Below are 22357 nucleotides of genomic sequence, written 5' to 3'. Positions count from 1 at the left end.
GCAGGCTACGGGCAGGGACAGCACGCTGACGCGAGTCACCCGAGCGTCCACTGCTGGTTGCTCTGGCTGTTGCAGGTCCACAGCTCGACCAGGGCGCCGTTGGCGGTGGAGCCCGCGGTGACGTCCAGGCAGAGTCCGGACTGGACGCCGGTGACGGTGCCGTTGGCGTTGAGGGTCCACTGCTGGTTGCTCTGGCCGTTGCAGGTCCAGATGGCGACCTTGGTGCCCGGGGTGGTGCCCTGGCCGCTGGCGTCCAGGCACATCTGGCCGGTGCCGCTGTAGACCGTCAACTGCCCGGAGGACGTGCGGGTGAAGGTCTGGTTGGCCTGGCCGCTGCAGTCCCGGATCTGCGTCTGGGTGCCCGGGGTGGTGGAGGAGTTCGGCACGTCGAGGCACTTGCCCGCGCCTACCGCGTGCAGCGCCCCGGTGCTCCCCGTGCCGCCGCCGCTGGTCACGCCGGCCTGGGCGATGACCTGTTGCGCTCCTGACGGCCAGTTGGTGCCGCTGACCTGGACATTGCCGGTCAGGACGTTGTTGTGGGGTGAGCCGGTGGCCACCTGGGTGGCACCGGAGTTGTACCAGTTGGTGTCGAAGGTGCTGTCGTTGGTGTTGTTCGAGCCGCCGGCGTTGGTGAAGGCCCACACGCCGGAGTCCTGGATGACGTTGTTCTTGAGGCTGACGTAGCGGGAGCCCTCGTCGAGGTAGAGGCCCACCGTGTGCTGGTTGTCGTAGATGTAGTTGTGGTCGATGCTGGCGCCGGGGTTGGCGGACAGGTTGTAGATGCTCCCGCCGTCGTGGAAGACCTTCTTCGTGCCGTGGACGAGGTTGTAGCTGACGACGGTGTTCTTCAGGGTCGTGGGTGTGGTGTAGACGGGCTGGTAGTTGTAGAGGCCGCGGTTGCGGTAGTCCTGGCTGCCGTTGGGGTCGTTGGCGCCCCAGCCCCAGCCGACGTCGATGCCGTCGTAGGCGAGGTTCGAGACCTCGTTGTGGGTGATGACGGCGTGGGTGACGTAGGTCGACAGGATGCCGGCCATGTCCTTGTAGTCCTTGGCCACGCCGCTGATCCGGTTATTCTGGATGGTGATGTCCTGGTTGGTCATCGCCGTGTTGGAGGGGTGGTGGGCGTCGGGCTGGACGCCGCCGACCACGATGCCCGAGCCGGAGTCGTCGGAGAAGGTGCTGCCGCTGACGGTGACCGACGACGCGCCGAGGCCCACCCCGGAGGCGTGCGCGTTCGCGTCGTTGCCGATGCCGAGGCCCACCTGGCCGAGGTGCGCGAAGGTGTCGCCGGTGAAGGTGATGCCGCGGGCCGCGGAGACCTGCACGGCCGCGGGCACCTGGCTCCAGCTGTTGCGGGCGGCTTCGAAGAGGGAGCAGCCCGACTGGCAGGACGTCATGAAGTCCGAGGGCTGGGTGAAGCTACGCCCCAGGAAGGCACCGCTCTGCTGGTCGGCGTAGCCGACGGAGCTGCTGGGCTGGAGCCAGGTCGTGTGCTCGAAGGCGATCCCCTGGACGGTGATGTCGTGGGCGGGGCTGGAGTAGCTGCCGCCGATCTGCAGCAGGGAGGTCAGGCGCGGCAGCTCAATGTCGTGGGCTGTGGGCGACCACCCCGACGGCGCCTTGTAGTAGAGCTGTCCGGCCTGCGGGTCGAGGAACCACTGGCCGGCGGTCTTCAGGAAGGAGTAGGAGTTCTCCAGCTGGAGGCTGCCGCCGGCGAAGGGCTTGGCCAGCGTGTCGTAGCCCCAGTTGTTGTTGTTCCAGGCCGGCTGCTGCATCGTGATCGTGCTGCCGCTGATGGACTGCACGGGGGCATAGCGGTCGGTGAAGGAGTTCTGGCTCTCCAGCTCGATCCGGTTCTGCTGCGGCAGCGAGGCGAGGTAGTTCAGCGCCGAGTTGACGATCGTCATCCCGCTGGCGGTGATGTTCACGTCGCTGCGGGAGATGGAGATCGCCGCCCGCGGTGCCAGAGCGCCGTCCACGTACAGCTGCCGGGAGTCGGCCCCGCTGGGTACGGACGCCGCGTAGATGTTGTTCGACGCGTCCTTGACCGTCCAGCCCGTCACCTGCTGCCCGCCGGACAGCACCGGACTCTGCCCGGACGCTGCCTGCCAGATCACTTGGTGGCCGTTGCTGCCCGAATCCGCGCTGCCCAGCACGAGCGGGGAGGACAAGCGGTACGTTCCGCCGGCCAGTTGCACGACGATATCGCCGCTCATGTTCCCGTCGATGGCCTGGACCGAGGACTTCGCCTGGGTCACCGAGCAGGGGGCCGAGGCGGAACACGCGGTGCCGCTGCCGGTGGGTGAGACGTACAGGGTCGTCATCGTGGCCGCGTGCGATGTCACGGCCGGAGCGGCGACGACCGCACCGATGGCGAGGGTCGCGACAAGAGCCGCTCTCGGTGGCCGGCTGCGGCCGGGGCGGCTGCGACGGAGGAAATTCATGGACTGCTCGCTTTCTGCGTCGTGGAGGGACGGTGCGAGAGGGCGGCGCCGCGGCGGTCCGGGCGCCGCCCTCGGGTCAGGACGTACTGCTGCGGCTGTGCCTCGCCTTGCGGCTCGACGGCAGGCGAGCCGCAGACGGCGGTGTCAGCTCCGGCTCCACTTCTGGTTGGTGGCGCCGGTGCAGGCCCACAGCTGGACGAGGGTGCCGTTGGCGGTGCCGTAGGCACTGACGTCGAGGCACAGTCCGGACTGGGCGTTGGTGATGGTGCCGTCGGAGTTGACGTTCCACTTCTGGTTGTTCTGGCCGTTGCAGTCCCAGATGATCGCGCGGGTGCCGTTGGCCGTACCGCTTCCCTCCGCGTCCAGGCACTTGCCGCTGTAGACCCGCAGCTCCTTGGCGCTCGTGGCCGTCCACTGCTGGTTCGCGCCGCTGTTGCAGTCCCACAGCGCGGTCTGGGTGCCGTTGGTCTGGCTGTTGTTGGGGACGTCCAGGCACCTGCCGGCCGCCACGGCGTGCAGCGCACCGCCGGTGCCTCCGGTGGAGCCGCCGCCGTAGCCGGCGGAGGCGATGGCGGCCTGCACGGCGTTCTCGGTGGCGTCGGTGGGGAAGCCGGCGGTGATGGCGCCCTCGAAGAACTCGCCCTGTCCGGTCGGGCTGTTGTCGCCGCCGGTGCCCAGGAGGATCGAGCTGTCGGTCTTCATGGGGGAGTAGCCCTTGGGCAGCCCGCCGGAATAGGTGGTGGTCAGTCCCCCTGAGGCGGCGTTGCCGTATTTGAGGGTGAAGTTGCTGGTGCCGTTGTTCTTCTCCCAGGCGCTGACGAACGGGTAGTGGACGCCCTGGTTGTTCGCGTCGTGGTTGGATCCGGTCCCGGTGTGGAACATGCCGTTCTCCAGGTCGGCCTCGACCCAGGGGCCGGTGCCGGTGCAGCCGCCGAACCAGCAGGCGTTGCCCCAGTAGATGGAGTTCATGGTGGCGTTGCCGGTGTCGGTGTGGGTGTTCTCACCGCTGCCGTAGTCGAAGCAGCACCACTGGTTGGTGTAGTTCGACGAGGTCACCATGTAGATGCCCTCGGGCTGGGCGCCGGTGGGGGCGCCGTTGGCGTGGTCGATCCGGTAGCCGGTGCCGGGTGTGACCTTGACGCCGAAGACCTGGTGGCCCCCGGCCGTCACGGGCAGGGCCATGGCGTCGGCACCGATGTCGGCGCCGTTGGCGCCGGGTCCCTTCCAGTAGCCGCCCCAGGAGATGGGCATGTCGTTGTGCTTGCTGCTCTGGTCGTAGATCTTGGTGATCGTGCACGACGTGCCGGAGCAGAACGAGACCTGGGACGCCCCGTCGGCGTAACCGCCCGCGGCCAGCAGCCCGATGTCGCGGTAGCTGTGATCCGACGCGCGCTGGATCTGGTACAGCGGGCCGTTGTAGGCCGCGAACAGGGCACGGGTCGTGGAGTGCGCCGCGATGCACGGCGTCCCGCCGGTGGCATAGAGGTCACAGGGAAGCGACGAGGCCGCCGCGGCCGCCGGAGCGGCCTGACGGGAGGCGGTCGTGCCCGCGGCGGGCCCGCTGGCGTCGGCCCGCCCTCCGAAGACGGCTGCTGCCACGGCCAGGGCTATGACCAGCAGGAGCACCGCGAGCGGTCTGCCGCGGCGTAGCCCGGTGGGTGGGGGGAACGTGACGGACATGAATCTTCCTTTCGGGAGAACGGGCTGCTGAGAGCGGCTGCCGCCGAACGTGGCGGAGCACTCGGTGACGCCGACCACGAGTGCCGCAATAGCACCTATGCTGCGCGGCGACGGTGGTGATGCATCAGTCTCTTCTGAGAGGTGACGCCCGCAGTCGGAGTGCTCGCGGCGGCGTCTCCGAGGGCATTCCAGCTGCGCTGCCGTACACGGGAAAGCCCGCAGACGGGGCGGCCCGGGGGTTTGACCAGGTCAATCCTGTTCCTCTGACCACGGAACAACTCCTGGGGGGATGTGAGCGCTCACATTGGGGTAGGTACAGGCGATCGGATTCAAGAGAACCAGGCTGACGAGTGCCGAAATGAGACTGACACATTCTCGGTCCGAACCTCAAGAGGCGTGCACGCGGGGCTTCCCCTCTTCCCGTTCGGCGGCACCTGGACGGGAGTCCCTGGTCGCTCCCCGCGGGCCACCGCGGGCCGTCCGTCGCCGCGGAAGACGCACAGAGCTGTGGCGCGGTCACAGGCGGGAGCAAAAGCAATCCCTTGGCAAAGCAATCCTCTGGTCAGGCCGGGCGACGTCTTGACTGGTGCACCTGTGAGCGCTAACACTTACGCCATCACGGATCGGAGAGCCATGTCGCATACCGCGGAGACCCCTCATCGGGAGCCTCGCCGCTGGGTCCCCACGATGGCGGACGTCGCGCAGGTGGCAGACGTGTCGTCCTGCTGGTGTCCCGGTTGGGGTCCGGTTCGACCAGCCGTGACGGTGAGCGCGTGGTGACCGAACCCCGGCAGACCGTCCGGCGCTGCGGCACGGCGTCCTGACCGGTCGCCTGCCCGCCGGCGACCCGTCGGGCCTCTTATCGATTCCATTTCTTCTGGAGATCACATATGACCACCCATTCGCCCGCGGTGACCGTGGGTGTGGATTTTGGGACCTTGTCCGGGCGTGCGTTGGTTGTCGCGGTCGAGGACGGGGCTGAGTTGGGTAGTGCGGTGCATGAGTACACCCATGGTGTGGTGGAGGGTGTGCTGCCTGGTGGTGGGGGGGTGTTGCCGCCGGATTGGGCTTTGCAGGTGCCGCAGGACTGGCGTGATGTGTTGCGTTTCGCGGTGCCGCGGGCGTTGGCGGCGGCGGGGGTGCGGGCGGAGCAGGTGGTGGGGATCGCGACGGATTTCACTGCTTGTACGGTGTTGCCGGTGTTGGCGGATGGTACGCCGTTGAGTGAGGTGGCGGAGTTCGCGGGGCGTGCGCATGCGTTTGCGAAGTTGTGGCGGCATCATGCGGCGCAGCCGGAGGCGGACGATATCGTGGCGGCGGCTGTGGGGTCGGGGCAGGGGTGGCTGGCTCGTTATGGGGGGAAGATTTCCAGTGAGTGGCAGTTCGCGAAGGCGTTGCAGGTGCTGCGGGAGGATCCGGGGGTTTATGCGGCGGCTGAGCGGTGGATCGAGGCGGCCGACTGGATCGTGTGGGAGTTGACGGGCGCGGAGAATCGTAATCTGTGTACGGCGGGTTACAAGGGGATTCATCAGGACGGTGTTTATCCGGATGCGGAGTTCCTTGCGTCGTTGCATCCGGATTTCGCGGATTTCACGAAGAAGCTGGATTTTCCGTTGTCGCAGTTGGGTTCGCCCGCGGGGGTGTTGAGTGCGCGGGCGGCGGCGTTGACGGGGTTGCGTGAGGGGACGGTCGTGGCGGTGGGCAATGTGGATGCTCATGTCACGAGTGCGGCGGCGCGGGCGTTGGAGCCGGGTCACATGTTGGCGATCATGGGGACGTCGACGTGTCACATCATGAATTCCGATGTGCTGGCCGAGGTGCCGGGTATGTGCGGGGTGGTGCGGGACGGTGTGGTGCCGGGGTTGTGGGGTTATGAGGCGGGGCAGAGCGGGGTGGGGGACATCCTGGCGTGGGCGGTGCGTACGGCGGCGCCGCACGGGTATGTGGCCGAGGCGCGGCGTGAGGGTGTGTCGGTGCATGAGCTGTTGACGCGCAGGGCGGCGTCGCAGCCGGTGGGGGGGCATGGGCTGGTGGCGTTGGACTGGCACAGCGGGAATCGTTCGGTGCTGGTCGACCACCATCTGTCGGGTTTGATCGTGGGGTTGACGTTGGACACCCGGCCGGAGGACATCTATCGGGCGCTGGTCGAGGCGACGGCGTTCGGGACGCGTACGATCATCGAGGCGTTCGAGGGGTCGGGGGTGGCGGTGGGGGAGTTCACCGCGGCCGGGGGGCTGCTGAAGAACACCTTTTTGATGCAGACCTACAGTGATGTGCTGAACCGCCCGGTGAATGTGCTGGCCTCGGAGCAGGGGCCGGCGTTGGGGGCTGCGATCCATGCGGCGGTCGCGGCGGGGGTGTATCCGGACATTCGTACGGCTTCGGCGGCGATGGGGCGGATCGAGCGGGCCGTTTATGTCCCGGATCCGGAGCGGGCGGCCGCCTACGACGGGCTCTATGCCGAGTACCGGACTCTGCACGACTATTTCGGCCGTGGCGGCAATGACGTCATGCACCGGCTCCGCGCCTTGCGTACTGCGCGGGCGGCGTGAGGCGGGGTCGTCGGGGGGTGGTTGCCGGTGATCGCTCCTTCCGGGCGGCCGCTCTTGTTGTTAGCGCTCACTATGAGAGACGAGACCGAGGTTCTTCGCCATGAGCAGCAGTTCTCCCGCGTCGCCGGGCGCTGTCGCGCGTCTGCGGGCGCAGGTCAGTGATTTGCATCAGGAGTTGGTTCGGTATCAGTTGGTGGTGTGGACGGCTGGGAATGTGTCGGCTCGGGTGCCGGGTGCGGATCTGTTCGTGATCAAGCCGAGTGGTGTGGATTATGAGCGGTTGTCGCCGTCGAACATGATCGTGTGTGATCTGGACGGTGGGGTGGTGGAGGGTGGTGGGTTGGCGCCGTCGTCGGACACGGCGGCGCATGCGTATGTGTATCGGCATATGCCGGAGGTGGGGGGTGTGGTGCACACCCATTCGACGTATGCGTGTGCGTGGGCGGCGCGTGGTGAGGCGGTGCCGTGTGTTCTGACGGCGATGGCGGACGAGTTCGGGGCGGAGATCCCGGTGGGGCCGTTCGCGTTGATCGGGGACGACTCGATCGGGCGGGGCATCGTGGAGACGCTGCGGGGGCATCGCTCGCCGGCGGTGCTGATGCGCAACCACGGGGTCTTCACCGTGGGCGGGGACGCGCGGGCGGCGGTGAAGGCGGCGGTGATGTGCGAGGACGTGGCGCGGACGGTGCACATCTCCCGGCAGTTGGGTGAGCCGGTGCCGATCGCGGGGGCCGATATCGACCGGCTCTACGACCGCTACCAGAACGTCTACGGCCAGCCCGCACCCGCACCCGCACCTGTATCCGTTTCCGAGGCCGCCCCCGCACCCGTGCCCGTGCCTGTTTCCGAGGCGGCGCCCGCGCCCATCGCCGGCGAGCCTGTCCCTGCTTCTGATGTGTCTTCCGGTATCGATCGAGGAGCCAGTGCATGAATGCCGTTCCCACTGCCGAGGTGTGGTTCCTGACGGGTAGTCAGGGTTTGTACGGGCCGGAGACGTTGGCGCAGGTGGCTGAGCAGTCGCGGGAGATAGCGGGGCGGCTTGCGGGGTTGGCGGGTGGTCCGGTGCGGGTGGTGTGGAAGCCGGTGCTGACCGATGCCTCGGCGATCACCGGTACGGTGCTGGCGGCGAATGCCGATGAGGGGTGTGTGGGGCTGATCGCGTGGATGCACACCTTCTCGCCGGCGAAGATGTGGATCGGTGGGCTGGATCTGCTGCGCAAGCCGCTGCTGCACCTGCATACGCAGGCCAATGTCGAGTTGCCGTGGTCGACGATCGACATGGACTTCATGAACCTCAACCAGGCCGCGCACGGCGACCGGGAGTTCGGGTATGTCCAGTCCCGGGTCGGGGTGGTCCGCAAGACCGTTGCGGGGCATGTCTCGGATCCGCAGGTCGGGGCGCGGATCCATGCGTGGATGCGGGCGGCGCTGGGGCGGGCGGCGTTGCGCGGGCTGCGGCTGGCGCGTTTCGGGGACAACATGCGCGATGTCGCGGTCACCGAGGGCGACAAGGTCGAGGCGCAGCTCCGCTTCGGGGTGTCGGTCAACACCTACGGCGTCAACGACCTCGTCGAGGCGGTCGACGCGGCCTCCGAGGCGGAGGTGGGCGCCCTGGTCGAGGAGTACGCGGGCACCTACCGCCTGGCACCGGAGCTGGCATCGGGCGGGGACCGGCACGGCTCGCTGCGCTATGCCGCCCGGATCGAGCTGGGCCTTCGGGCGTTCCTCGGCGGCGGCGGCTTCGGGGCGTTCACCACCAACTTCGAGGACCTCGGCGGGCTGCGGCAGCTGCCGGGCCTGGCGGTGCAGCGGCTGATGGCCGACGGCTACGGCTTCGGCGGCGAGGGCGACTGGAAGACCGCGACCCTGGTCCACACGGTCAAGGCGATGGGCGCGGGGCTGCCGGGCGGCACGTCGTTCATGGAGGACTACACCTACCACCTCGCGCCGGGGAACGAGTTGATCCTGGGCGCCCACATGCTGGAGGTCTGCCCCACCATCGCGGGCGGGCGGCCCAGTTGCGAGATCCACCCGCTGGGCATCGGCGGACGCGAGGACCCCGTCCGGCTGGTCTTCGACGCAGCCCCCGGCCCGGCGGTCGTGGTCGGGCTGGCCGACATGGGCGACCGCTTCCGCCTGGTCGCCAACCGCATCGAGATCGTCGCCCCCCTCGAACCCCTGCCCGCACTCCCGGTCGCCCGCGCGGTCTGGCGCCCCGAACCCGACCTGCGCACCTCCACCGAGGCATGGCTGACCGCCGGCGGCCCCCACCACACCGTGCTGTCCACCGCGATCGGCACCGAAGAACTCACCGACCTCGCCGACCTCCTCGGCACCGAACTCCTCATGATCGACGCCGACACCGACCTCCGCCAATTCACCAAGGAAATCCGCTGGAACCAGGCCTACTACCACCTCGCCAGGGGGCTGTGACGCCCCTGCCGGACCCGCTGCACCGGACGGCCGAGGTCTCGGCGCCCGTCCGGTGCAGCGGTATGCCCACGCGACACCTCGACCTTTCGGAGACCGATGTCCGACGTATTCTGCTCACCTGCGGGGACTCTCGCCGACGGCCGCACCGTCCACCGCTGGCGGCTCGCCGCCGGTGCGGTCCGTGCCGACGTCCTCACCCTCGGAGCAAGCCTTCACGCGCTGAGCTTTCCTGACCGCGAGGGACGGTCGGCTGACGTGGTGCTGACTCCGGACGGCGTTCAGGACAAGCTCACTGTGGCGCGCTACCTCGGGGCCACGGTGGGCCGCTATGCCAACCGCATCGCGCATGGTTCGGTGCCGGGTCCCGACGGCCCCGTCCAGCTGAGCGTCAACGAGAACGGCCATACACTCCACGGCGGTCCGGAAGGCTTTGACCTGCGCATATGGGACGCCAGCCCCTTCCGGACCGCGGAGGGCGTGGGCGTCGCGCTGACCCTCGCCAGCCCGGCGGGCGATCAGGGCTTCCCCGGCAATGTCGAAGTGACGGTGCGCTACAGCCTCAGCGACGCCGGGGAACTGCGGCTCGACTACTCGGCCTCGACGGACGCGGCGACACCGTTCGGCCTCACCAACCACGCGTACTGGAACCTTTCCGGCAGCAGGCGGAGTACGGTGCATGACCACGAGCTGTACGTCGCGGCCGACTCCTACACCCCGGTGGACCCCACGCTCATCCCGCTGCCCGGTCCGCCGCAGGCGGTCGCGGGCACTTCCTTCGATCTCACCGCCCCGTGCCGGCTGGGCCAGGTGCTCGATCGTTACGATGACGAGCAACTCGCCCTCGCCGGGGGCGGCTACGACCACAACTGGGTCCTGCGAGGCGAGTGCGGTGAGCTGCGCCTGGCCGCGGTGCTCAGCCATCCTGCGACAGGCCGGGTGCTCGAGTGCCTCACCACCGAGCCGGGACTGCAGGTGTACACGGCCAACACGCCTGCCGCCCCCGTCGAGGCGGGGCAGGGCTTCGGCGAAGCCGCGGGATCCCATCCGCTGCCCCGGCACACCGGCGTCGCGCTGGAGACCCAGCACTTCCCCGACTCGCCCCGGCGGCCGGACTATCCGCCCACATGGCTGCACCCGGGACATCCTTACCGTTCGACGACGATCTACCGGACGGGCGCCGTGGGATGACGGGATGTGTCCCTTCGGGGACCGTCGTCGGGCGGCACGCCAGGTATGCGCCGGAAACCGCCCGGCCACCGGAGGGGAGGGAATCCGCGCGATGCATTGACGCGACTCGCTCGGCGACCTAGAGTGCCCGAAACGTTTGGGAAACATTCGGAAGTTTTGGCACGCTCATGTGTCTCCCAGAGTCGCATCGCACAAGCGGATGGGGCGAGATGAATGTTAACGCTCACTGAACCGCAGGCCAGTCGCCCTCAGGTTGCCCGCAGTCATCGGTGTGACGTTGCCTCAGCCGGCCCGTCGAGGCTCGTGAGCCGCTTCTCCGCGCGGAAGGGTGTGCGTCGGCACCTGTGCGTGCCGTTCAGTACGCTGACAGCCCGTCCGCCCCCTGGCATGTTAGCGCTAACTCACAGTCTTCCCTGGTGACAGGGAGCGGCCCGCATCCAGGAGACCTGGCGTGCCGGCCGCCGTACGGGCATCGGTTGTCGGCGGATGCCTCCCCCCACACAAAGGAGAAATCCTGCAATGTCTTGGTTCAAGAGAGAGCGCGGCAGCAGAAGTGCTGTGGCCGCGATCACCGGATTAGCAGCCAGTGCGGCACTGGCCGTCGTCGGTATGGGCACGTTCGCCACCCATGCCGCGGCGGCGGGTTCGCTGGGTTCGGCTGCTGCGCAGTCGGGCCGGTATTTCGGTACGGCGGTGCCGGCGAGCAAGCTCGGCAACTCGGCGTACTCCACCATTCTCGACCGGGAATTCAACATGATCACCCCGGAGAACGAGATGAAGTGGGACACCATCGAGCCGTCCCGCGGGAACTTCAACTTCGGTCCCGCGGACCAGATCGTCAGCCACGCCCAGGCCCACGGCCAGCGGATGCGCGGCCACACCCTGGTCTGGCACAACCAGCTGCCCTCCTGGGTCTCGAACCTGTCCGCGTCGGACCTGCAGTCCGCCATGGACAACCACATCACCACCGAGATGAACCACTACAAGGGCAAGATCTACGCCTGGGACGTGGTCAACGAGGCCTTCGCCGACGGCGGCAGCGGCCAGCACCGCAGCTCGCCCTTCCAGGACAAGCTCGGCAACGGCTTCATCGAGCACGCCTTCCGCACCGCCAGGTCCGCCGACTCGAGCGCGAAGCTCTGCTACAACGACTACAACATCGAGAACTGGTCGGACGCCAAGACCCAGGGCGTCTACAACATGGTCAAGGACTTCAAGTCCCGCGGCGTCCCGATCGACTGCGTCGGCTTCCAGAGCCACTTCGGATCCAGCGGACCGCCCTCCAGCTTCCAGACGACGCTGACGAACTTCGCCGCCCTCGGCGTCGACGTCCAGCTCACCGAACTCGACATCGCCCAAGCCGGCACCACCCAGTACACCAACACCGTGAACGCGTGCCTGCACGTGTCCCGGTGCGCGGGCATCACCGTGTGGGGCATCCGTGACAGCGACTCCTGGCGCAGCGGCGACAACCCGCTGCTCTTCGACAGCAACGGCAATCCCAAATCCGCCTACACCTCCGTCCTGAACGCACTCAACGCCGCCACTGGCACCGCGACAGGCGGGACGTCCTCCGGCACCACCAACGGCGGCACGACCAGCGGAACGACGAACGGCGGGACGTCCTCGGGGACGACCAACGGCGGGACGACCACCGGAACCACGAACGGCGGAACCACCACCGGCGGCACCGGCGGGGCCGCGTGCACGGCGACGTACTCGACCACGAACTCCTGGTCGGGCGGCTACCAAGGGGAGGTCAAGGTCACCGCCAGCAGCGCGGCGATCAGCGGCTGGACGGTCCGCTGGACCCTGTCCAGCGGACAGAGCATCACCCAGGTCTGGAACGGAACGTTGTCCACCAGCGGTTCGGCGGCGACGGTGACCAACGCGTCGTACAACGGCTCGCTCCAGCCCTCGGCGTCCACCACCTTCGGCTTCCTCGCCAACGGCACGCCGTCGACACCGTCGCTCACCTGCTCCTGACGCAGACGTGAGCGTTGGCATGGGGTAACGCTCACAGCGGTGCCGCCCGTTCCTGCTCTCCCCAGCATGTACGACGGGCGGCGCCGCACGCCACGTACCGCCGCGCGCGGAAGGCACCACCTGCGACCGGTCCGAACACACCACGTACCACCGGCTTGAGTTCCTGGCTTCCGCGTGCCCTTTTCCCTTGCTGTCGGGTCTCGCGCTCTGCGGTCCTGCCGTTCGAAGGCTCGTATCGCCGCTCCCGACGGCGTTCTCCCACTACACAAGGAGGATGCTGATGTCGTCATCAGCAGTTGCTCAACGGTTTCGCCGGATAAGGCGATGGATGCTGACGGCGGGTGCGTCCGTCGCGCTCGCAGCCGGCGTCCTGGTCGGCGGCACACATACCTCGCAGGCGGCCGGCTCGCTGCCGTGTGACCTCTACCAGTCCGGTGGGACGCCGTGTGTGGCGGCGCACAGTACGACGCGGGCGCTGTACTCGTCGTACAGCGGGCCTCTGTACCAGGTCAGGCGTGCCTCGGACAACGCGACGAAGGACATCGGGCTGCTGAGTGCCGGTGGTTACGCCGACGCGGCCTCGCAGGACTCCTTCTGCTCCGGGACCTCGTGCGTGATCACCGTGATCTACGACCAGTCCGGGCGGAGCAACAACCTGACCCAGGCGCCCGCCGGCAGTGCGGCCGGCGGCCCGGACAACCTCGCGAACGCCACCGCGGCCCCCACCATGGTCGGCGGCCACAAGGCCTACGGCGTCTTCGTCGCCCCCGGCACCGGCTACCGCAACAACCACACCAACGGCATCGCCACGGGTGACAACCCCGAGGGCATGTACGCGATCTTCGACGGCACCCACTACAACGGCGGCTGCTGCTTCGACTACGGCAACGCCGAGACCGACAGCCGCGACGACGGCAACGGCACGATGGAAGCCATCTACTTCGGCAACATCAAGGTCTGGGGCTACGGTTCCGGGAACGGCCCGTGGATCATGGCCGACCTGGAGAACGGCCTGTTCTCCGGCGTCAACCAGCACCTCAACTCCAACGACCCGACCATCAACTACCGCTACACCACCGCCATCATCAAGGGCGCCCCGAACCACTGGGCCATCCGCGGCGGCAACGCCCAGTCCGGCGGCCTGTCCACCTTCTACGACGGGGTCCGGCCCAACGTCTCGGGCTACAACCCGATGAAGAAGCAGGGCGCCATCATCCTCGGCACCGGCGGCGACAACAGCAAGGGCGCCCAAGGCACCTTCTACGAAGGCGTCATGACCTCCGGCTACCCCTCCGACGCCACCGAGAACGCCGTCCAGACCAACATCAACTCCGTCGCCTACGGTTCCGGCGGTGGCGGTGGTACGGGTACGACGGGCGCGCTGCACGCGGTGGGCGCGGGCAAGTGCCTGGACGTGCCGAACTCCTCGACCACGGCCGGCACGCAGCTGCAGATCTGGGACTGCAACGGCCAGGCCAACCAGAGCTGGACGCGTACCTCCTCGGGCCAGCTGACGGTCTTCTCCGGCGGCTCGCAGCTGTGCCTGGACGCCTACAACAACCAGACCACCGCCGGTACCAAGGTCGTGACCTGGTCCTGCAACGGCGGCGCCAACCAGCAGTGGAGCGTCAACTCCAACGGGACCGTCACCAGCACCCAGTCCGGCCTGTGCCTCGACGTCACAGGAGCCTCCACCGCCAACGGCGCACTCGCCGAACTGTGGACCTGCAACGGCGGCAGCAACCAGCAGTGGAACCTCAGCTGACTCGATCGGCTGACACCCGTGGCCGGCCACAGCCGGCCACGGGTGCGACCGAGTTGCCCGCGCCGGCGGGCGCCCTGACGATGAGACGAGATATTCGGGGCGATCAATCCCATCTCCTCTCTCTTTCGGCGGCGACAGTCGGCACGTCGTCTGCTGCCCAAAAGATGAAGAGCCCTGGTGGCTCCGCGTGAATTGAGATAGGCGACGCAGGGGTCTGGACATCGACCAGCCAGCCACCTGTAAATTCATCCCATGCCTCGCTGTTGTGGCTCGCGGCCAGCCCGCGTCGAGGAGCCTTGAGGTTAGCGCTAACAAAGCGGGCTCTTCCCCCCACATCGCCAAGGACAGACCATGCAGTCTTCATCCGTTCGGTACCGAAGTCCTGCCCTTCTCGCACGCAGCTCGCCGGCGCCCGCCGTCATCGCCGTGTTGGCGCTGCTGGCCGCGATGCTGGCGACGGCGCTGACCTGGCCGCTACCGGCGTCGGCGGCAGCCGCGCCCCTGGTCGGAGCCGCCTCGGGGCGCTGCCTCGATGTCACCGGCGGCGTCGACACCCAGGGGACCGCACTGCGGATATGGGACTGCAACGGCCAGGCGGGCCAGGCGTTCGAGTTCACGTCGGCGGGAGAGCTGCGGACGATGAACGGCAGCCGTTGCGTGGACGCCTCCAACAACCAGACGTCCCCCGGCACTCCGGCGATCATCTGGTCCTGCAACGGCCAGGCGAACCAGAAGTGGCGGCAGAACTCCGACGGGTCGATCACCGGCGTCCAGTCGGGCCTGTGCCTGGACGCCAACGGGGCCGGCACGGCCAACGGAACCGCGGTCATCCTGTGGACGTGCAACGGCCAGGGCAACCAGAAGTGGAACACCTCGGCGACACCGCCGCCTACCGGGTCGGGCCCGTGCGACATCTACGGTGCCGGCGGTACCCCGTGTGTCGCCGCCCACAGCACGGTGCGGGCGCTGTACGGCTCCTACAGCGGCAGGCTCTACCAGGTCCGGCGCTCCTCCGACAGCACGACCAGGGACATCGGCGTACTGGCTGCCGGCGGCTATGCCAACGCCGCCGCACAGGACTCCTTCTGCTCGGGGACCTCCTGCGTCATCACGGCGGTCTACGACCAGTCCGGGCGCGGCAACGACCTCTGGTACCAGGGATCCGCCCAGGTGCCGGGATCGAGCCAGAGCAGCCCGGCCAACGCGACCACGGAGTCGTTGACCGCGGGCGGCAGCAAGGCCTACTCGCTGTACGTCAACCCCGGTAACAGCTACTGGAGGGACGGCCACCTGACAGGTGTGCCGACCGGCAGCGCACCCGAGACCACCTACATGGTGACCAGCGGCACGCATGTCAACAGCGGTTGCTGCTTCGACTACGGCAACAGCGAGACGACCAGGAAGGCCGACGCGGCCGGGGCGATGGACGCCATCAACTTCGGCAAGCAGTGCTGGTTCGGCGGGTGCTCGGGCGTCGGCCCGTGGGTCCAGGCCGATCTCGAATGGGGCCTCTACCCCGGCGGCAGCCAGTCCTGGAACAGCAACCAGCGGGCCTTCACCAGCAAGTTCGTCACCGCGATGCTGAAGAACAACGGCACGTCGCGCTTCGCGCTCAAGGGCGCGAACGCGCAGTCCGGCGGCCTCACCACACTGTGGGACGGGGCCCTGCCGTCCGGATACAGCCCCATGAAGAAGCAAGGGGCGATCGTTCTGGGCAGCGGCGGCGACTGCTGCAAGCCCGGCGGCGGCGCCAACCTGAGCGCGGGCACCTTCTACGAAGGAGCCATCGTCTCGGGCTACCCGTCCGACGCCGTCGACAACGCGGTCCAGGCCAACGTCGCCGCAGCCGGCTACCGCTGACCACCTCACCCGTGGGGGGTGGGGTAGGTGGTCCTCCGGGACACCCCGGAGGACCACCGCAGCACCCGCCCCCCCGCCCCATGTCCCCCCGCCATCAGGTTCAGGAGTCAAGGAATCATGCCCCTGTTCAGTGCGCGAGCCAAGCGTTCGCCCCAGCCGCCAGCCCCTCGGTCCCTCCGGAGGACGTTAGCGCTCACATTCTCCGTCGCCCTGCTCTCCGCAGCGGCACCCCTGGCCACCCTGGGCGCCGCCCAACCCGCCGCCGCACTGGGCAACGGGCTGGCGACAACCCCGCAGATGGGGTTCAACGACTGGAACGCCTACGGGTGCAACGTGTCGGAGTCGCTGATCAAGTCGACGGCGCAGGCCATGCACAGCAACGGGATGCAGGCCGCCGGCTACACCTACGTCAACATCGACGACTGCTGGCTGACCCACTCACGCGACAGCGGCGGGCACCTCGTCCCCGACCCCGCGAAGTTCCCCGACGGGATCAAGGGCACCGCCGACTACGTGCACTCCCTCGGCCTGAAGCTGGGCATCTACGAGGACGCGGGAACGGCGACCTGCGCCGGATACCCCGGCAGTCTGGGCCACGAGACCACCGACGCGCAGTCGTTCGCGTCCTGGGGCGTGGACTACCTGAAGTACGACAACTGCAACAACTCCGGCGTGAACGCCCAGTCCCGCTACACCGCCATGCGCGACGCCCTCGCCGCAACCGGCCGTCCGATCCTCTACAGCCTGTGCAACTGGGGCCAGGACAACGTGTGGACCTGGGGGGCCGGCGTCGGCAACAGCTGGCGTACCACCGGTGACATCCAGGCCAGTTACTCCAGCATGCTGTCCATCTTCCACAGCAACGTGGGACTGGCCTCCTACGCCGGGCCGGGGCACTGGAACGACCCGGACATGCTGGAGGTGGGCAACGGCTCGCTGACCACCACGGAGAGCCGTTCCGAGTTCAGCCTGTGGTCGGAGATGGCCGCACCCCTGATCGCCGGCACCAACATCGCCTCGGCCAGCGCGGCCACACTGTCGACGCTGACCAACTCCCGGGTGATCGCGGTCGACCAGGACCCGCTGGGCAAGCAGGGCACGATGGTCTCCTCGTCCGGCGGCCTGGACGTCCTGGCCAAGCCGTTGGCCAACGGCGACGTGTCCGTGGCGCTGTTCAACGAGACCGGGTCGACGGCGACCATCAGCACGTCGGTCGCCGCCATCGGCAAGACCGGTGCGTCGAGCTACAACCTGACCGACCTGTGGTCGGGCGCGACGTCCACCACCTCGGGCACCATCAGCGCCTCGGTGCCCTCGCACGGCACGGTGATGTACAGGGTCGCCGGCGGCACGAGCGGCGGCGGCGGTACGGGTACGACGGGTGCGCTGCACGCGGTGGGTGCGGGCAAGTGCCTGGACGTGCCGAACTCCTCCACCACCGCCGGTACCCAGCTGCAGATCTGGAGCTGCGGCGGCGGCGCCAACCAGACCTGGACGAAGACGTCCTCGGGCCAGCTGGCGGTCTACTCCGGCAGCGGCCAGATGTGCCTGGACGCCTACAACAACCAGACCACACCCGGCACCAAGGTGGAGATCTGGACCTGCAACGGGCAACCCAACCAGCAGTGGACTGTCAACTCCAACGGCACGGTCACGGGCACCCAGTCCGGGCTGTGCCTGGACGTCACCGGCGGCTCGACGGCCAACGGCGCACTGGCCGAGCTGTGGACCTGCAACGGCCAGTCCAACCAGCAGTGGTCTCTGAGCTGACCTGACCACCTCATGAAAACTGCCGGGGCGGCGGCCAACCGCCGTCCCGGCGCACGCCGGACCAACCGTACGCGCGGCCAGGGGCGGGCGGCTCCCGCCCCTGGCCACCCACCCGGCACCCCACCTGTTGCGCCTTTGCGAAAGGAACGCACTGTGTCAGCACTCAGCCGATTGTTCCGGCGAATACGGGTTTCGACGGCCGTCCTCATCGGGCTCGTCCTGGCCGCCGGCGGCATCGTGGGTACGGTCGCCGCGCCAGCCGACGCCGCGACCTCGATCACGATCAACGGAGCGTCCGGCGGCCGGACTTTCGACGGCGTCGGTGCGATCAGCGGTGGGGGCGGCAACAGCCGGCTCCTGATCGACTATCCGGAGCCTCAGCGCAGCCAGGTCCTGGACTACCTTTTCCGGCCCGGTTACGGCGCCTCCTTGCAGATTCTGAAGGCGGAGATCGGGGGCGACACCAATTCCACGTCGGGCGCCGAGCCGAGCCACCAGCACACCAGGTCCGATCTGAACTGCAACCGGGGCTACGAGTGGTGGCTGATGGAGCAGGCCAAGGCGCGCAATCCGAACCTGAAGCTGTACGGGTTGGCGTGGGGGGCGCCCGGGTGGATCGGCAACGGCAACTTCTGGTCCACCGACATGGTCAACTACCTGGTCTCGTGGCTGGGTTGTGCCAAGCAACACGGTCTGACGATCGACTACCTGGGCGGGTGGAACGAGCGCGGTTACAACGTCTCGTGGTACGAGCAGCTGCGCAGCGCGCTCAACAGCAACGGCTACTCCGGCATCAAGATCGTCGGGGCCGACTCCGACTGGTCCATCGCCAATGACATCAACTCCAACCCGACCTTCGCCGGCTCGGTGAGCATCATCGGTACGCACTATCCGTGCGGTTACCGATCGGCGCAGTCCAACTGCTCGGTGCCCTCGGCCGCCACGTCGTCCGGCAAGCAGCTGTGGGCGAGCGAGAACGGGTCCGACGACTACAACGGCGGCGCGCAGGCGATGGCGCGGGGCATCAACCGCGGTTACATCGACGGGAAGATGACGGCGTATCTCAACTGGCCGGTCGTCGCGGCGGTCACGCCGAACCTGCCGTATCCCACGATGGGTGTCGCGCTGGCCTCGCAGCCGTGGTCGGGCTCGTACTCGGTCGGCAAGAACGCCTGGGTGATGGCGCAGACGACCCAGTTCACCGCTCCTGGCTGGAAGTACCTCGACTCGTCCAGCGGATACATCGGCGGCAACCGCAGCAACGGCAGTTACGTGTCGCTGAAGTCCACGAACAACTCGGACTACTCCACGGTCATCGAGACGGTGGACGCCGGCAGCGCCCAGACGCTGAACTTCAATGTCGCCGGCGGGCTGTCGACCGGGACCGTGCACGTGTGGTCGACGAAGGTCAACTCCAATAACCAGGCCGACTACTTCGTGCACGCCGCGGACATCACCCCGTCCAACGGGAGCTTCAGCCTGACCGCACAGCCCGGCTACGTCTACACGCTGACCACCACCACCGGCCAGGGCAAGGGCACCGCCACCGGGCCCGCCGCAGGCAGTCTGAGCCTGCCCTACAGCGACTCCTTCGACAGCTACGCGGTGGGCTCCGAGGCGAAGTACCTGATGGACTGGCAGGGCGCCTTCGAGACGACCGCCTGCGGGGGCGGCCGCAGCGGGATGTGCGAGCGCCAGATGAGCCCGCAGAAGCCGATCACCTGGGACGCGCTGTCCGATCCGCACGCCCTGCTCGGTGACGTGGGCTGGAGCAACTACACCGTCTCCTCCGACGTGCTGCTGGAGCAGTCGGGATACGCGGACCTGCTCGGCCGCGCGAACTCGCAGGACTACACGACCACGGGCGGTCTGAACGCCTACCACCTGCGGGTGACCGACGCGGGAGCGTGGTCGATCCTGAGTTCGAGCACCAACGGCAGCACCACCACCCTGGCGCACGGCACGGTGGCCGCCCTGGGTACCAACCGGTGGCACACCCTGGGTCTCACCTTCTCCGGCTCGACCATCTCCGCGGTGATCGACGGCGCGGCGGTCGGCTCGGTGAACGACTACGCCTTCGCCGGCGGGCAGGTCGGCTTCCAGACCGCTCAGACCGAGACGGCCCAGTTCGACAACCTGTCCATCACACCCGGCAGCGGCGGCACCGGCGGCGGCACCACGTCCACGATCGTCGGAGCCGGCTCGGGCCGGTGCGTGGATGTGCCAGGCCAGTCGCAGACGTCCGGCACCCAGGTGGCGCTGTGGGACTGCAACGGCGGCACCAACCAGCAGTGGACCAGCACCTCGGCCGGTGAGCTGCGGGTCTACGGCGGCACCTGCCTCGACGCCTCGGGCCAGGGCACGAGCCCCGGCACCAAGGTCGACATCTGGACCTGCACCGGCGGCGCCAACCAGAAGTGGACGCTCAACGCCAACGGCACCATCACGGGCTCGCAGTCCGGCCTGTGCCTGGACGCCACCGCTGCGGGGACCGGCAACGGCACCCTGCTGGAGCTGTGGACCTGCACCGGCGGCAGCAACCAGAAATGGACACGCGGCTGATCCGTCGCCCCTCCGGCCGACCGGGGACCCCGCAGCACCCGGGGTCCCCGGTCCCTCCCCCCCCATCGATCTGCTGAGAGGCCCCCCATGTCCTCCTCATCCTTCCAGCCGAGCCGGCGCAGCCTGCTGGCGGCAGCCGGAGCGGCCGCTACCGCCGGGCTGCTGCGGTTCGCCCCCGACGCGCGCGCGACCGACGGCCCCGGCAGCTATACGGCGAGCTGGTCCTCCGTCGACCAGCATCCTCCGGCGCCGGCCTGGTTCCAGGACGCGAAGTTCGGGATCTACTACCACTGGGGCGCCTTCAGCGTCCCGGCGTTCGGCAACGAGTGGTATCCGCGGAACATGTACATCGGCGGCTCGGCCGAGAACCAGCACCACATCGCGACCTACGGCGATCCCTCGGCGTGGCCGTACAACAACTTCATCGACGGCGCCCGGGACAAGTCCGGCAACTTCGTGCAGTTCGCTCCCAAACTGGCCTCGCAGGGCGGCAACTTCGACCCCGCCGCGTGGGCGCAGCTGTTCAAGGCCGCGGGAGCGAGGTTCGCCGGGCCGGTCGCGGAGCACCACGACGGGTTCTCGATGTGGAACAGCTCGTCCAACCCGTGGAACTCGGTCAAGCACGGCCCCAAGCTCGACCTCGTGGGCCAGCACGCGCAGGCCATCCGCGGGCAGGGACTGAAGTTCATGGCCTCGCTCCACCACGCCTACCACTTCAACGGCTACTACGACCACGTGCCCTACCAGTCGGACGCGACACTGCGTATCCTCTACGGGCAGCAGGGCTCGTCCGCGGAGAACCAGCTCTGGTACAACAAGCTGGCCGAGGTGATCAACGGCTACCAGCCCGACCTGATCTGGCAGGACTTCGACCTGGGCCTGGTGCAGGAGTCCACTCGGCTGCAGTTCCTGGCGTACTACTACAACCAGGCCGTCGCGTGGAACAAGGACGTCGTCGCCACCTACAAGGACGGCTTCGACAACAAGGGCGAGGTCTTCGACTTCGAGCGGGGCGGCCCCGCGGGCCTGATGGCCCCCTACTGGCTGACCGACGACAGCATCTCGTCCTCCAGCTGGTGCTACACGGTGGGCATCGGCTACTACACCACCCAGGCGCTGCTGCACGCGCTGATCGACCGGACCGCCAAGGGCGGCACCATGCTGCTGAACATCGCCCCCATGGCCGACGGCACCATCCCCTCGGGGCAGCAGACGATCCTGCGCGCCATGGGCGACTGGCTCGGCCGCTTCGGAGAGGCCGTCTACGGCACGCGCTCCTGGTCCAGCTACGGCGAGGGCCCGACCGCGATGGGCGGCGGCTCCTTCAGCGGCCCCAAGGCCGGCACCGCCAAGGACGTGCGGTTCACCCGCAGCCAGGACAACAAGGTCCTCTACGCCACCGCACTGGGCTGGCAGGGCAGCACCATGACCATCACGACGCTGAACTCCAACCAGTTCAACATCAGCAGCCTGACGAGCGCCCAGCTGCTCAACAACGCCGCGGGCAGCTACACCAACCTGCCTGCCCCCACGCAGGACGGTTCAGGGCTGCACCTGTCCATGCCCTCCTCCGGCGCACCCTTCAGCGCGCTGGCATACACGGTCAAGCTCACCTTCTCCGGCCAGATCCCCTCGCTCGGCGGCGGCGGCACCGGGACCGGGTACGTCAAGATCGCCAACGTGACCACCGGACTGGTCCTGGACAGCGGCGGCAGCGTCGCCTCGGGCTCCAACCTCAAGCAGTGGAACTACGACGGCAGCAACAACCTGCAGTGGCAGCTCGTCGACCTCGGCAGCGGCTACTACCGCATCGTCAACCGCACCAACGGCATGGTGGCCGACAGCTGGGGCAACACCGCCAACGGCGCCCCCGCCCGGCAGTCCGCCTGGAACGGCGGCAACAACCAGCAGTGGTCCCTCACCAGCCTCGGCAACAACCGCTACCAGATCGTCAACCGCGGCACCGGTACCGCCCTCGACGGCGCCGGCAGCACCACGGCCGGCGCCACCGCGGTGATGTGGGCACCTAACTCCAACACCAACAACGAATGGACCATCACCGGAATATGACCGCCCGGGGGCGGTGCCACCGACACCGCGCCCCCAGACCGACCGCA

At 68.3% G+C, this 22357-nt stretch carries 12 protein-coding genes; 10 read left to right on the top strand and 2 right to left on the bottom strand.

The genetic code is table 11. The annotated features are described in order from the left end of the window. Window positions 1-35: 35 nt before the first annotated feature. Both OG900_04940 and OG900_04935 read right to left on the bottom strand, forming a co-directional pair. Window positions 36-2324: a ricin-type beta-trefoil lectin domain protein gene (locus OG900_04940; protein WUH89558.1), complete on the bottom strand. Its 2289-nt coding sequence runs from the start codon at window positions 2322-2324 to the stop codon at window positions 36-38. A 264-nt stretch (window positions 2325-2588) separates the two neighbouring features. Next, a complete protein-coding gene (locus tag OG900_04935; GenBank protein WUH89557.1) occupies window positions 2589-4124 on the bottom strand; it encodes an RICIN domain-containing protein in 1536 nt (511 codons plus the stop codon). A gap of 890 nt (window positions 4125-5014) precedes the next feature. On the opposite strand from OG900_04935, the gene araB reads away from it, so the two are divergent. The 10 genes from araB to OG900_04885 all read left to right on the top strand — a co-directional run bounded on the left by araB (window position 5015) and on the right by OG900_04885 (window position 22310). Beyond that, window positions 5015-6676 carry a ribulokinase gene (araB, locus tag OG900_04930; protein ID WUH89556.1) on the top strand — a complete coding sequence of 554 codons (1662 nt, stop codon included), beginning with the start codon at window positions 5015-5017 and terminating at the stop codon, window positions 6674-6676. A 100-nt stretch (window positions 6677-6776) separates the two neighbouring features. Further along, window positions 6777-7607, top strand: a complete 831-nt coding sequence (locus tag OG900_04925) for an L-ribulose-5-phosphate 4-epimerase (protein WUH89555.1) — start codon at window positions 6777-6779, stop codon at window positions 7605-7607. Next, window positions 7604-9109, top strand: a complete 1506-nt coding sequence (gene araA, locus OG900_04920; protein WUH89554.1) for an L-arabinose isomerase — start codon at window positions 7604-7606, stop codon at window positions 9107-9109. Before OG900_04925 ends, araA begins: the two co-directional genes overlap by 4 nt. A gap of 96 nt (window positions 9110-9205) precedes the next feature. Next, window positions 9206-10297, top strand: a complete 1092-nt coding sequence (locus OG900_04915; GenBank protein WUH89553.1) for a galactose mutarotase — start codon at window positions 9206-9208, stop codon at window positions 10295-10297. A gap of 609 nt (window positions 10298-10906) precedes the next feature. Next, complete coding sequence (locus OG900_04910; protein WUH95617.1) at window positions 10907-12283, top strand: endo-1,4-beta-xylanase; 1377 nt, start codon at window positions 10907-10909, stop codon at window positions 12281-12283. A gap of 328 nt (window positions 12284-12611) precedes the next feature. After that, entirely contained in the window at window positions 12612-14048 is a 1437-nt protein-coding gene (locus OG900_04905) for a ricin-type beta-trefoil lectin domain protein (GenBank protein ID WUH89552.1), read from the top strand. Between the two features lie 447 nt (window positions 14049-14495). Continuing rightward, complete coding sequence (locus OG900_04900) at window positions 14496-15908, top strand: ricin-type beta-trefoil lectin domain protein (GenBank protein ID WUH95616.1); 1413 nt, start codon at window positions 14496-14498, stop codon at window positions 15906-15908. 117 nt (window positions 15909-16025) lie between these two features. Beyond that, entirely contained in the window at window positions 16026-17678 is a 1653-nt protein-coding gene (locus tag OG900_04895) for a ricin-type beta-trefoil lectin domain protein (GenBank protein WUH89551.1), read from the top strand. Between the two features lie 153 nt (window positions 17679-17831). Then, the gene (locus tag OG900_04890) at window positions 17832-20240 is read left to right on the top strand and encodes a ricin-type beta-trefoil lectin domain protein (protein WUH89550.1); all 2409 of its coding nucleotides are present in this window, start codon (window positions 17832-17834) and stop codon (window positions 20238-20240) included. An 87-nt stretch (window positions 20241-20327) separates the two neighbouring features. Further along, window positions 20328-22310 (top strand): alpha-L-fucosidase, encoded by a 1983-nt coding sequence (locus OG900_04885; protein ID WUH89549.1) that lies wholly within the window; start codon window positions 20328-20330, stop codon window positions 22308-22310. The last annotated feature ends 47 nt before the right edge of the window (window positions 22311-22357 follow it).

This window comes from Streptomyces sp. NBC_00433, from assembly GCA_036015235.1.
Lineage (GTDB): Bacteria > Actinomycetota > Actinomycetes > Streptomycetales > Streptomycetaceae > Actinacidiphila.
The sequence above is the reverse complement of the archived record's forward strand: the minus strand, read 5'-3'. Positions and strand labels throughout refer to the sequence as shown.